This window comes from Novosphingobium aeonii, assembly GCF_052279045.1.
Lineage (GTDB): Bacteria > Pseudomonadota > Alphaproteobacteria > Sphingomonadales > Sphingomonadaceae > Novosphingobium.
Window position 1 is genome coordinate 1,040,265 of the sequence record NZ_CP176833.1, and the last position, 13,452, is coordinate 1,053,716.

At 65.6% G+C, this 13,452-nt stretch carries 10 protein-coding genes; 6 read left to right on the forward strand and 4 right to left on the reverse strand.

The window, feature by feature from the left end; genetic code table 11:
• Positions 1-11: 11 nt before the first annotated feature.
• The 3 genes from ACLIMP_RS20085 to pcaF form a co-directional block, all read right to left on the reverse strand.
• A complete protein-coding gene (locus ACLIMP_RS20085; protein WP_324699942.1) occupies positions 12-875 on the reverse strand; it encodes a class I SAM-dependent methyltransferase in 864 nt (287 codons plus the stop codon).
• 97 nt (positions 876-972) lie between these two features.
• A complete protein-coding gene (locus ACLIMP_RS20090) occupies positions 973-2,373 on the reverse strand; it encodes an aldehyde dehydrogenase (protein ID WP_185999713.1) in 1,401 nt (466 codons plus the stop codon).
• A gap of 70 nt (positions 2,374-2,443) precedes the next feature.
• A complete protein-coding gene (gene pcaF, locus ACLIMP_RS20095; protein WP_443478893.1) occupies positions 2,444-3,655 on the reverse strand; it encodes a 3-oxoadipyl-CoA thiolase in 1,212 nt (403 codons plus the stop codon).
• A gap of 224 nt (positions 3,656-3,879) precedes the next feature.
• Between pcaF and ACLIMP_RS20100 the strand changes: the two genes are divergently transcribed.
• The 6 genes from ACLIMP_RS20100 to fumC all read left to right on the forward strand — a co-directional run bounded on the left by ACLIMP_RS20100 (position 3,880) and on the right by fumC (position 11,861).
• A complete protein-coding gene (locus ACLIMP_RS20100) occupies positions 3,880-5,871 on the forward strand; it encodes an alkyl/aryl-sulfatase (RefSeq protein WP_443478894.1) in 1,992 nt (663 codons plus the stop codon).
• A gap of 85 nt (positions 5,872-5,956) precedes the next feature.
• Positions 5,957-6,727, forward strand: coding sequence for an enoyl-CoA hydratase/isomerase family protein (locus ACLIMP_RS20105; RefSeq protein WP_185999716.1), 771 nt, complete (start codon positions 5,957-5,959; stop codon positions 6,725-6,727).
• Between the two features lie 49 nt (positions 6,728-6,776).
• Positions 6,777-8,807: a 3-hydroxyacyl-CoA dehydrogenase NAD-binding domain-containing protein gene (locus ACLIMP_RS20110; RefSeq protein WP_185999717.1), complete on the forward strand. Its 2,031-nt coding sequence runs from the start codon at positions 6,777-6,779 to the stop codon at positions 8,805-8,807.
• Positions 8,804-9,952 (forward strand): iron-containing alcohol dehydrogenase, encoded by a 1,149-nt coding sequence (locus ACLIMP_RS20115; protein ID WP_185999718.1) that lies wholly within the window; start codon positions 8,804-8,806, stop codon positions 9,950-9,952. Before ACLIMP_RS20110 ends, ACLIMP_RS20115 begins: the two co-directional genes overlap by 4 nt.
• Positions 9,949-10,380 (forward strand): acyl-CoA thioesterase, encoded by a 432-nt coding sequence (locus tag ACLIMP_RS20120; RefSeq protein WP_185999719.1) that lies wholly within the window; start codon positions 9,949-9,951, stop codon positions 10,378-10,380. The genes ACLIMP_RS20115 and ACLIMP_RS20120 overlap by 4 nt, the downstream gene beginning before the upstream one ends.
• A gap of 101 nt (positions 10,381-10,481) precedes the next feature.
• Positions 10,482-11,861, forward strand: coding sequence for a class II fumarate hydratase (gene fumC / locus ACLIMP_RS20125; protein WP_185999720.1), 1,380 nt, complete (start codon positions 10,482-10,484; stop codon positions 11,859-11,861).
• Positions 11,862-11,935: 74 nt separating this feature from the next.
• On the opposite strand, the gene ACLIMP_RS20130 is transcribed toward fumC, so the two are convergent.
• Positions 11,936-13,390, reverse strand: a complete 1,455-nt coding sequence (locus ACLIMP_RS20130; RefSeq protein ID WP_185999721.1) for a sensor histidine kinase — start codon at positions 13,388-13,390, stop codon at positions 11,936-11,938.
• Between the last annotated feature and the right edge of the window lie 62 nt (positions 13,391-13,452).

Sequence of the window (13,452 nt, forward strand, 5' to 3'; positions counted from 1 at the left end):
CCTTCTGTCCATCACGAAGATGCGTTGCGTGCGGTCACGATCCATGCCGCACCGTCGATCATCACCGAGTGCTCGCCCGGACGCCGGGCGAAAGCATCGCGCACTGCTGCTGCGGCGCTTTTTCTCACGTCCGGGGCGGCGTCCGCCAGAGCGCGGGACAGCGGGCCGACCTCGAAGGCCATGTCCACCGCATCGCCGATGGCCCCTTCCCTGCTGGTCCCGAGCCCGAAGGGGATTTCGCGGTCAAACGGCGCGATCGCGATATCCGTGAACCCCGCAAGCGAGAGGATCGATCGGACTCTTTCCCCGTCACCGAACGAAAACGGCCCCGGTGCATCAGGCTCCGGCGGCGGCGAAGCTGGGACGATGCCCTTGATCGCCCCCATCGGCAAGCGCACCCAGTCATTCTCGTCGGCCCCGCGCCAGCAGACGAAGGCTGCCCGTCCTCCCGGTTTCAACGCCAGACGCAGATTGGTGAAGGCCGCGACCGGCTCGGCGAAGAACATGACGCCGAAACGCGAATAGAGCAGGTCGAACCGCGCCGCCCCCAGATCGGCACTGCCCGCATCCTCCAGTTCGAAATCGAGCCCTGTATCTGCCGGGTAAAGCCCACGGGCGCGTTCGATCAGGGCGGCGGAAATGTCGATGCCGGTGACGTGGCCGTCAGGGCCGACACGATCGGCGAGCACGCGGCTCGTCGCGCCCGCTCCGCAGCCGATATCCAGCACCTGTTCGCCCGGCACCGGCACGGCAGCCTCGATCGCGGCGGCTCCGAAATGTTCCAGCATGGCATCGAGACGCGCCTGGTTGGAGACCCAGCGTTCGCCGCTCTTTCCGTTCCATTCGCTCACTCGGTAGACGTTGGCCTGCGGCATGTTCACTCGCTATTTGAGAACTGTTCGCAAATAGCCTATCGAGAGTTTCCGCGATTGGAAAGCGCCAAGCATCGAGCCGGGCCCTGGAGCCGAGCGGTCAGATCGGGAAATGACCCGGCTGCGTCTCGGCGGTGATCCAGCGCAGTTCGGTGAAGCTGTCGATCCCGGCCTTGCCGCCGAAGCGGCCATAACCCGAAGCGCCGACCCCGCCGAACGGCATCTGCGCCTCATCGTGAACGGTCGGTCCGTTGACATGGCAGATGCCCGAACGAATGCGGCGCGCGATGCCGAGACCGCGCGCGGTATCGCGCGTGAACACGGCCGCCGAAAGGCCATATTCGGTATCGTTGGCAAGTTCCACGGCATGGTCTTCGTCCCGCGCCCGGATCACGCCCACCACCGGGCCGAAGCTCTCGTCACGGAACAGCTTCATCTCCGGCGTTACCCCGTCCACGACATGCGCAGGCATGAGAACCTTGTTCGTCGTTTCGCCGCCTACCAGAAGGCGCGCCCCTCGCGCCACGGCATCCTCCACCAGGCTGCGGCAATGCGCGACCGTCTTCTCGTCAACCACGGCACCCAGCGGCGTCGCGCCCTCGCGCGGATCGCCCACTGCCATCCCGGCGACCCTGGCCGCGAACCGTGCCACGAATTCATCGGCCACGGCATCGACCACGATGATCCGCTCGGTCGACATGCAGATCTGGCCCTGGTTCATGAAGGCCCCGAACGCGGCCGCCTTCACCGCCTCGTCGAGATCGGCGTCCTCCAGAACGAGCAGCGGCGCCTTGCCGCCCAGTTCGAGCAGGCAGGGCTTGAGATGGCCCGCAGCGCGGGTCGCGATGATCCGGCCGACTGCGGTGGATCCGGTGAAGTTGATGCGCTTCACTTCGGGCGCATCGATCAGGGCGCCCACCACCCCTGCGGCATCTGCGGGTGCGTTGGTGACGACGTTCACCACGCCTTCCGGGAACCCCGCCTCGCCCAGCGCCTCCACGATCAGGCCATGCGTCCGGGGACAGGTCTCGCTGGCCTTGAGGATGACCGCATTACCGCAGGCGAGCGGCATGGCGATGGCCCGCACGCCGAGAATGATCGGCGCATTCCAAGGAGCGATGCCAAGGATGACGCCCACCGGTTCACGCAGGGCCATGGCAATGCAGCCCGGCTTGTCGGAAGGGATCACCTCGCCGCCGATCTGCGTGGTCATGGCGGCCGCTTCGCGCAGGATACCGGCTGCCAGCGTCAGGTTGAACATTGCCCAACCGGCGGTTGCGCCGATCTCGCCCATCATGGCGGCGACGAAATCGGCCTTGCGCGCCTCCAGCGCATCGGCCGCCTTCATCAGGACCGCGCGACGCGCCGCAGGCCCCTGCGCTGCCCACAACGGCTGCGCTGCCGCGGCACGGGCGGCAATGGCCGGCATTTCGGCAGCGGTCATCGCTGCCGCACTGGAGGCGACCTCGCCGGTCAGGGGGTTGATGCGCTCGAACTGCATGGATGCTCTCCCGGAACTTAGCTATTTTAGATAGCAATGCAGCTCCACCGGCGCAACCATGCCGCAGCGGTCAAACGCGTTCGACAGCCAGCGCCAGTCCCATGCCCACGCCGATGCACAAGGTTGCCAGACCCAGCCTGCCGCCACCCGCCTCCAGTTGCCGCGCCAGCGTCAGCGCGAGACGCGCGCCCGACATGCCAAGCGGATGGCCGAGAGCGATGGCGCCGCCATCGGCGTTCACATGCGGCGCATCGTCAGGCAAGCCAAGCGCGCGCAGCACCGCGAGCGACTGGCTGGCGAAAGCCTCGTTCAGCTCTATCGCGTCGAAATCGGCGATGGAAAGGCCCAGTTGCGCCATCAGCTTGCGGGTCGCCGGAACTGGCCCGATGCCCATCACACGCGGCTCCACCCCGGCAGAGGCCATACCCAAAATGCGCAGGCGCGGCACCAGGCCATGGCGCTTCGCCGCAGCCTCCCCGGCAATGACCAGCGCCGCCGCGCCATCGTTGATGCCGGAAGCATTGCCTGCGGTAACCGTGCCCTCCGGGCCGAACAGCGGCTTCAGCCTGGCCAGCGCCTCAGCCGTGGTATCGGCGCGGGGATGCTCGTCAACGGCGATCTCCACGCTTTCCCCCCGCTTGCTCCCCGGCACCGTGACCGGCACGATTTCCGCCGCAAGGCTGTTCGCGGCCTGCGCGGCAGCGGCGCGCTTCTGGCTCCGCAGCGCGAAGGCGTCCTGATCCGCGCGGGAAATCCCGAACTGCTGCGCCACGTTCTCACCGGTGCGGGGCATCGTTTCGGTCCCGTGAAGCGCATCGAGCGCGGGATTGACGAAGCGCCAGCCCATCGTCGTATCCTCGATCTTCTGGCTACGCCCGAACGCGCCTTCGGCCTTGCCCATGACGAAAGGCGCGCGGGTCATGCTCTCTACCCCTCCGGCGACAGCGAGTTCCATCTCCCCGGTCCGCACCGCGCGTGCAGCGGCCCCCACCGCCTCGAGACCGGAAGCGCAGAGCCGGTTGACGGTCACTCCGGGGACGGACACCGGCAGGCCCGCCAGCAGCAGGCTCATCCGCGCGACATTGCGATTGTCTTCGCCCGACTGGTTGGCACAGCCGTAGAACACTTCCTCGATCGCGGCCGGATCGAGCCCGGGATTGCGCGCGAGCAAGGCTCGCAGCGGCACCGCGCCCAGGTCGTCCGCACGAACAGCCGCAAGCCCGCCGCCGTAGCGCCCGATCGGGGTGCGGACGGCATCGCAGATGAAGGCATGGCTGGTCATGGCGCAGGTTCCTCGGCCCCGGGTCGGGGTGATCCGGTCCCGCTCCTCCTAGCAACCCGCCCTTCGCCCCGGCCCCTTACGCGGGAGCCCCGGAAACATTATCACAACCGGGAATTACGCCGCGCCGATCCTCGCGGGGTTTGCCGGTGGCCGGCCCGCGAGGACAGTGCGGCGGCTGTCTGGCCGGGGAACGACACCCGGCGCCGGTCGCAAAGAGGATGCCCATGACCCGTCGCATACATTCGAAAGCGGTAGTTGCCGCGATCTCCCTCGCCGCTTTCGCCGCCGGAACCGCTCATGCGCAGGACGCCGGCACCGCCGAATCGAAACCCGCCTCGCCCGCCACCTTGCGCTACTTCGAGGAAACCACATCCCGGTTGCCGTGGAACGACCGGGAGGATTTCGAACTTGCCAGCCGCGGGTTCATCGCGGGCATTCCCGGCAGAGTGATCGCGAAGGAAGACGGCCGCAAGATCCGCGATCTCTCCGAACTCGACATGTTCAAGGGCCCGCGCCCGGACAGCGTCAATCCCAGCCTCTGGCGCAACGCGCAGCTCCTGTCGCAATCGGGGCTCTTCAAGGTGACGGACCGCGTCTATCAGGTGCGCGGGATCGAACTCGCCAACCTGACCGTGGTGCTGGGGAAGACCGGCTATATCGTCGTCGACACCCTCACCACCGTGGAAAGCGCGAAGGCGGCGATGGACCTCGTGCGCGCGAAGCTCGGCGACCGGCAGGTCGTCGCGGTGATCTACACCCATAGCCATATCGACCATTTCGGCGGCGCTGCGGGTGTCATCGGCGCCGAAGAAGCCGCGCGCCGAAAAGTGCCGATCATCGCGCCCGGCGGATTCCTCAAGGAAGCGATTTCCGAAAACGTGATCGCAGGCCCGGCCATGAGCCGCCGCGCCACATATGCCTTCGGCCACCTGCTGGGAACCGGCGCCAGAGCCGACGTGAGCGACGGCATCGGCCCGGCCTTCAACCGCCTCGGCATGGCGACCGGCACGGTCCGGATGCTCCCGCCCACGCGCGAAATCCACAAGACCGGCGAAACAGCGACGATCGATGGCGTGCAGCTCGAATTCCAGTACATGCCCAATACCGAGGCCCCGGCGGAAATGGCGATCTATTTCCCCGGCCTGCGCGTGCTGGACATGGCGGAAAACGCCAATTCCTCGCTGCACAACATCCTGACCCTGCGAGGTGCGCAGGTCCGCGATGCAAAGGCCTGGGCGGACGACCTCACCGAATCCATCCGGCTTTACGGCGCGGGTACGGATACGCTCATCACCTCCCATTTCTGGCCGCATTGGGGCAATGCGAAGATCCTGGACTACCTCTCTGCTCACCGGGACATGTACAAGTACCTGCACGACCAGTCGGTAAGAATGATGAACCAGGGCCTGAACGGCACGGAAATCGCGGAGAACCTCAAGCTGCCTGCACCGCTTGCCGATCGCTGGTTCAATCAGGGCTATTATGGAACCCTCAGCCACAACGCCAAGGCGGTCTACCAGCGCTACATGGGATGGTACGACGGCAACCCGGCGAACCTGAACCCGCTGCCGCCGCAAGCGGCCGCGCCGAAATATGTCGCGGCGATGGGCGGGCCGGACGCGGTGCTGGCGCAAGGACGCAAGGCCATCGAGGGGGGCGACTATCGCTGGGCATCGGAACTGCTCTCCCGCCTTGTCTTCGCAGAGCCGGACAACCGCGCCGCCAAACTCGCCCTGGCCGACAGCCTGGAACAGCAGGGCTACGAGGCGACAAGCTCGATGTGGCGCAACGCCTTCCTCTCCGGCGCGAAAGAACTGCGCGAAGGCGTGAAACAGGCCGGGTTCGATTCCGTAGCCGGCTCGATCCCCGCACTTTCGCTGGACGAGATACTCAACCTGCTCGCCGTGAGGCTGGTCCCGGAACGCGCCCTCGCGCAGCCGATGACGCTCGATCTCGCGCTGGATGGCGGGAAGGAAGCGCAGCACATCGACGTGCGCAGCGGCGTACTGATCCATCAGCCGGTCGGGCCGGGCGTACCTGCAGCGCCGCGGCTCGAAATGACCCACGCCCAGCTCGTCGCCGCGATCACGAACACGCCGCCGGTCGATCCGCTGGACGAGGATCGGGCCGGGCGGCTCAAGGCCTTTCTGGGCCTGTTCGAGGCGCCCAGGGGTACTTTCGGGCTCGTTGCACCCGCACCCCAGGTTGTAAACTAGCATAAGGCCCCATCATATCCGTGAATATGGCCGCCCCCGCGCACTTGGCCTCCTGCCGAAAGGACAGGCAGCCTAAGCCGGGGGCATGAGCATTACAGTCACCCGCGATGGCCCGGTCGCCATTGTCGCCTTCGATCGCCCACGCGCGAAGAATGCCTTCACCATGGCGATGCGGCGGGATTTCGTCGATGCCTTTGCCGCGCTGGACGCGGATCGTTCCGTCCGCGCCGTCGTCCTTACCGGGAGCGAAGGCAACTTCTGCTCCGGCGCGGATATCGGCGAAATGGGAGACACTGGCCCCGAGGACTTCCTGGCCCGGATGCATCTCCTTCATGCCATGGCCCGCGCGGTAGCCCGCTTCCGCGCTCCGGTGATCGCTGCGGTGGACGGCGTTTGCATTGGCGCGGCGTGGGGCTTCGCCCTCGCCGCCGATATCGTGCTCGCCGGTGAAGAAGCACGCTTCGCCGCCACTTTCCGCCGCATCGGCTATGCTCCGGATGCGGGCCTCGCCTGGCACTTCCTGCGCACCGTCAATCCGATGCGCGCACGGGAGATCGTCTATTCCGGACGCGAGGTCCGTGCCGAAGAAGCCCTCGCGCTCGGCCTTGCCATGGAAGTCCTGCCGGGAGATGCCCTGATGGACCGCGCCATGAAACTCGCGCGCGATATCGCCGAAGGGCCCGCCACCGCGCTTCATCTCGCCAAGCGCCAGTTCGCCGCAGCTCCCGCGATGAGCTTCGAGACCTTTCTAGACTTCGAAGCCACGATGCAGCCCCTGCTCGGACAGACCGGCGACCACCGCGACGCCGTGACCGCCTTTCGCGAGAAGCGCCCGCCCCGGTTCAACGGCGGCTGAGCCCTTCCTTCCTGCCCCGATCCCCGCTCTTTACCTTCTGGAGTTCCCCATGATCCGCACGGCCCTTTCCGGCACCATTCTCGAGATCACCCTGGACAATCCGCCGGTCAACGCGCTCGGCGCTTCCGTGCGCGCGGGTCTTTCCGAAGCAGTAGCCCGTGCCGCCTCGGACGACGCGGTAACCGCGATAATCCTGACCGGCGCGGGCAGGCTGTTCAGCGCCGGGGCCGATATTTCCGAGTTCGGCAAACCACTTGCCGATCCCCAACTGCCCGATGTGCTGGACGCGATCGAGACCTGCCCCAAACCGGTGATCGCCGCGATCAACGGCACCGCGCTGGGCGGCGGTCTCGAACTCGCGCTCGCCTGCCATTACCGCATTGCCCTTGAAGAGGCGAAGCTGGGCCTGCCGGAAGTGACCCTGGGCATCCTGCCGGGCGCTGGCGGCACCCAGCGTCTGCCCCGTCTCGTCGGCCTGGACGAGGCTCTGCGGATGATCGTCTCCGGCTCTCCCATCGCAGCGGCCAAGGCGGCCGGGATCGGGCTCGTCGATCACATGGTTGCGGATTACGCGGAACTGCTTCCGGCCGCCCGCGAACTGGCCGCTTCCGGCTTGCCCGCGCGCCCTACCCGCTTGCGCGAAGTCTCCGGCGAAGCGGGAAGCGCGGATGCGTTCGTGGCGGCCAACCCCCGACTGTTCAAGGGCCTCCATGCCCCGGCCGCCTGTGTCGAGGCGGTGAGGGCCGCCGCCGCGCTACCATTTGCCGAAGGCATGGCGGTGGAGCGCCGCCTCTTCCTCGATCTCGTCGCCGGTGACCAGTCCCGCGCGCTGCGCCACGCCTTTTTTGCCGAGCGCTCCGCCGGACGGATCGAGGATCTGCCCAAGGACACGCCCCTGCGCGAGATCGGCCGCGTCGGCATCATCGGCGCAGGCACGATGGGCGGCGGCATCGCCATGAACTTCCTGTCGGCGGGAATCCCCGTCACCATGGTCGAGACCAATGGCGAAGCATTGGAGCGCGGCACCGGGGTGATCCGCCGCAATTACGAAGCGAGCGCCGCCAAGGGCCGCCTCACCCCGGAACAGGTCGAGACGGCGATGGACCGACTTTCGCCGACCCTGGATTTCGAGGCTCTGGCCCAGTGCGATCTCGTGATCGAGGCGGTCTACGAGAACATGGACGTGAAGAAAGAGGTTTTCGCACGGCTGGACAAGGTTGCCCGCCCCGGCGCGATCCTCGCATCCAACACGTCCTACCTCGACGTGGATGAAATCGCCGCAAGCACTTCCCGTCCGCAGGACGTGGTCGGCCTGCACTTCTTTTCGCCCGCCAATGTGATGAAGCTGGTGGAAGTGGTGCGCGGCGCGAAAACGGCGCCGGATGTGATTGCCACCGCCATGGCGCTCGGCCGCAGGATCGGGAAAGTTCCGGTGGTTGCGGGGGTCTGCTACGGCTTCATCGGCAATCGCATGCTGATCCCCCGGCAGGACAATGCCCTGGCCCTGATCCTGGAAGGGGCCAGCCCCGATCAGGTGGACAAGGTCCACACCGATTTCGGCATGCCCATGGGACCGTTCCAGATGACCGACCTCGCCGGGGTGGACATCGGCTGGCACCGCGATCCCGCCCGGATCGAAAACCTCAAGGACGCCCTTTGCGCACAGGGACGCTGGGGCCAGAAAACCGGTGCGGGCTTCTATGATTATGACGAACAGCGCAAGCGCACGAACTCTCCGGTCGTCACCGCCCTGATCGAGGAATTTCGAGAGCGCGAGGGCATCGTCCCGCGAGAGATTGCAGACGAGGAAATCGTTGTGCGCACGCTCTACACGATGGTCAATGAGGGGGCAAAAATCCTGGAGGAGAGGATCGCCCAGCGCGCTTCCGATATCGACGTGGTCTGGCTCCATGGCTACGGCTGGCCCCGCTGGACCGGCGGCCCGATGTTCTGGGCCGGGGAGACAGGCCTTGCCAGGATCGTCGAGGCGCTTAACCGCCACGCAGACCGTCTCCCGGCCGATTTCACTGTCTCGCCCCTGCTGCGCGACCTTGCCCGGCGCGGGGAAGGCTTCGCATGAGCGCCCCCTTCAGCTTCACTTACGGCCCGCGCGTGACCTGCGGTGAAGGCACCGCCAGGCGGGTTGCCGACATGCTGCCCGACGGCCCGGTCCTGTTCGTCACCGATCGCCAGATCGTGTCGCTGGGACTGGCGGAACCGGCGCTGGAAGCGCTGAGAACCTCCGGTCGGCCAGTCGCGGTTTTCGACGCGGTGGAAGCAGACCCCTCCCGGGCGACACTAGAAGCTGTCGTGGCAGCGGGGCAGGACATCGCGGCAGCCGGTGTCGTCGGTTTCGGCGGTGGCAGTCCGATGGATGTCGCAAAGCTGGCAGCCTATCTGCTCGGCTCGGGCGATGACCTCGACAAGATCTGGGGCGTGGGCAATGCACGCGGCACCGGCCTGCCGCTGGTGCTGATCCCGACGACTGCCGGCACCGGTTCCGAAGCCACGCCGGTTTCGATCATAACCCTGCCCGGCGACGAGAAGCGGGGCGTATCCTCACCCGCGCTGGTGGCAGGAAATGCCGTGCTCGACCCCGCGTTGACGCTCGGTCTCCCCAGCGCAGTGACGGCCGCCACCGGCATGGATGCGATGGTCCATGCGATAGAAGCCTATACCTCGCGGCATCTCAAGAACCCGCTGTCAGACATGCTGGCCCGGGAGGCGCTGACCCTGCTCGCAGGCAATCTCCTCACCGCCTGTACCGAGCCCGCCAATATCGCCGCGCGCGAGGCCATGCTGCTCGGCGCGCATCTGGCGGGAGTGGCCTTCGCCAATGCCCCGGTGGCGGGGGTACACGCCCTTGCCTATCCTCTCGGAGGCCGGTTCCACGTTCCCCACGGCCTGTCCAACGTGCTCATGCTGCCCCATGTGCTGGCGTTCAACATGAGTGCCGCATTGCCGCTCTACGCCCAGCTCGGCCCGCTGGTCGATCCGGGGCTGGCAGGACTTGGCGGGCAAGCGCAGGCCCAGGGTCTGCTTGAAGCGCTGCGGAACATGGCCGAAACGGCAGGAATGCCATCCCGTCTGGCCGAAGTGGGCATTTCCCGCGCCGATCTGGACAGGCTTGCCGCCGACGCCATGTTGCAGGAACGCCTGCTGCGCAACAACCCGCGCCCGATCACGCTTGACGATGCGCGTCAACTCTACGAGGCAGCACTATGAGCCGCGAACCCTTGCGCCCGCGCGAAACCTATCGCCACTTCACACCGATCACCACGCGCTGGCACGACAACGACGTCTACGGCCACGTCAACAATGTGGTCTACTATTCGTGGTTCGACACTGCCGTGAACGCATGGTTGATCGAGGCAGGCCTGCTCGATGTCGAGAACGGCAATCCGATCGGCCTCGTCGTCGAAACCGGCTGCCGCTACGCCGCTTCGGTGCAGTTCCCGCAGAAGCTGGAAGTCGGCATCCGCGTCGCCAGACTGGGTTCGAGCAGTGTCACCTACCACCTCGGCATCTTCGTGGAAGGTTCGGGAGCAGCGGCCGCCGAGGGGCATTTCACGCATGTCTACGTCGATCGCGATAGTCGTAGGCCGGCGCCCTTGCCAGAGGAGTGGCGAATGCTGCTTGAAACGATAACTTGATATTGATTATCAAAAGCAAATTGGTTGCATCCTTTGCAGTGAACTCCTAACTCGGCTCAGGGCCACGTTCCCGGCCCGGCAACGAGGAGTAGGCTGCGGCCATGGATATTCGTCGCGAATCCGACAGCATCGGTGAAATCGAAGTTCCCGCAGCCGCCTACTGGGGTGCGCAAACGCAGCGCAGCATCGAGAATTTCCCCTTCGCATCCAGCGAGCGCATGCCTCTTGCGATCGTGCGCGCCCTTGCGCGCGTCAAACTGGCAGCGGCACGGGTGAACCGCGCCCACGGCCTTGAAGGCGGGCTCGCCGATGCCATCGAGGCCGCCGCTGCGGAGGTGGTGGAGGGCAAGCTCGACGACCAGTTCCCGCTCGTGATCTGGCAAACCGGCAGCGGTACCCAGAGCAACATGAACGTCAACGAGGTCATCGCCGGGCGCGCCAACGAAATCCTCAGCGGCCAGCGCGGCGGCAAGTCCCCGGTGCATCCCAATGACCACGTCAATCGCGGACAGTCCTCCAACGACAGTTTTCCAACCGCGCTTCATGTCGCGGCAGTCGTGTCGATCGAGGACGACCTCGTGCCCGCGCTGGACCGGCTTACCGCGTCGCTCGATGCCAAGGCACAAAGCTGGCAGGACATCGTGAAGATCGGCCGCACGCACTTGCAGGATGCCACCCCGCTCACCCTCGGGCAGGAATTTTCCGGCTATGTGCAGCAGCTTCGCGATGCCTATCAACGCATCCGCGATGCCGAAAAGGGCGTGCTGCGACTGGCGCAGGGCGGTACGGCGGTCGGCACCGGCCTCAATGCCCCGGAGGGCTTCGGGCTGGCTGTCGCCGCCGATCTCGCGGAGCAGACCGGCAAGAACTTCGTCCAGGCGCCCAATACATTCGAGGCGCTCGCCAGCAATGACGCGCTCGTCCAGCTTTCCGGCACACTCTCCACCCTCGCCGTCGCGCTCACCAAGATCGCCAACGATGTGCGTCTGCTGGGTTCAGGCCCGCGTTCCGGCCTCGGCGAACTGGATCTCCCGGCGAACGAGCCCGGCAGTTCGATCATGCCCGGCAAGGTCAATCCGACCCAGTGCGAGATGCTGACGATGGTGGCCGCGCAAGTCATCGGCAACCATCAGGCCGTTACCGTCGGCGGGCTGCAGGGAGCATTCGAGCTTAACGTGTTCAAGCCGATGATTGGCGCGGCGGTGATCCGCTCGATCGATCTGCTCTCCACGGGCATGACCAGCTTTGCCGAACGCTGCGTGGACGGGATAGAGCCCAACCGTGCGCGTATCTCCGAACTGCTCGAACGCTCGCTGATGCTGGTGACCGCGCTTGCGCCCGAGATCGGCTACGACAATGCCGCCAAGATCGCCAAGCATGCCCATGCAAAGGGCCAGACCCTGCGCGAGGCGGCGCTGGAGCTCGAACTCGTGGACGACGCGACTTTCGACCGGCTGGTACGGCCCGAAACAATGGTCTGAAGGAACGACCGGTTAAGGCTATCAGCCTTCAGGAAGCGGCGGCGCGCTCAAGGAAAGCGCCGCCACTTCCTGTTTCAGTTGTTGCCCCCGACTTCAGGCTCCTGCGGCAGCATGAGCGAAAATCGGCAGCGAAGCCCCTTCGGATCGAACTCCATCGACGACTGGCCCTTGTCAGCCGCAAAGCTGCGTTCGATCAGACGGGTACCGAACCCGCGGCGGACCGGCGGCGAGACCATCGGGCCACCGCTTTCAAGCCAATCGATCACCAGCCTTCTGCCGTCTTCCTCATCCAGAATTCGCCAGTTTATCGCGATTTCCCCCGAGACCGACGACAGCGCGCCGTATTTCACGGCATTGGTCGCCAGCTCGTGCATGGCCAGTGCCATCGATACCGAGGCGTGCGGCACGAGCAGCACCGACGGGCCATCGATGCGCACCCGGTCGATGGCCGATCCTACCGCAGCCGCAACCGTGCCGCGCACCGTCACGCTCAGTTCCGCAGGTTGCCAACTTCGTTCGGTCAACAAATCGTGCGCGACGGCGAGTGCCCGCAGCCGCCCCTCGAAAACCAGTCTCGCGTCGGCAAAGGATTTCGGGTCGCGGAAGGACTGGGTGGCAAGGCTCTGCACGATGGCGAGCGTGTTCTTGACCCGGTGGTTGAGTTCGTCGATCAGCAATTGCTGCCGTTCGACCGCTTCGAACTGCTCGGTAACGTCCTGACCCTGGACGAAAATCTGTACGACCGAACCTCGCTCATCGAGGATCGGCTGATAGATGAAATCGAGATATCGATCCTCGAAACGTCCGGTCCGCTTGCTCTCCAGAGAGACCCGGGAACCGCGTCCGATATAGGGGATCCCGGTACGATAGACCTCGTCGAGCAGGTCGACGAACCCCTGCTCCACAACTTCCGGCAAACCTTCCGCCACCGTCTTGCCGATGATCGGACGGCCCGCCGTCAATTGGCGATAGGCATTGTTGGCGATAGTGAAGACGTGGTCCGGCCCATCGACGATGGCGATGAAGCCCGGTGCCTGATCGTACATCGTCTTCAGACGCTGACTTTCCGCCGCCAGGTCGCGATTACGGGCCTGCACTGCCCTGGCGCGCTCGACGACATGTTTCTCGTCCCGCAATTGCCGCAGCCCGTGAAGTTCGGTCACGTCGACAGTGTGCTGTAGAATATGCGCCACCTGCCCGTCGCTGCCGAACAGGGGGGTGTGGGTTGCACTCCAGTAGCGACGCTCCATTCCGCCATCGGCGCGTGGTATATCGTAACGAACAAAGGCCAGTTCATCGGCACTGGCCGTTTCAAGGACCCTCTCGAAGGAAGCCTTGAGCATCTCATGACTTTCCGACCCCGGCTCGCTCGGGAAAGCCTCGAAAATGCCCAGGCCGGTCAGTTCCTCCCGGCTCCGCATGGTCGAGCGCGAATAGGCATCGTTCAGCCAGGCAATATCGAGATTGCGGTCAACGACGATGTAGGGGTTGGGAGAAAGCGCGAAGAGCGCCTCGAAATCGATGGACAATCAGGGCTCCATGCCTTCACGAAGAGCCCGTGCGCCCCGCGACGACAAGCACTGCGCCGAGC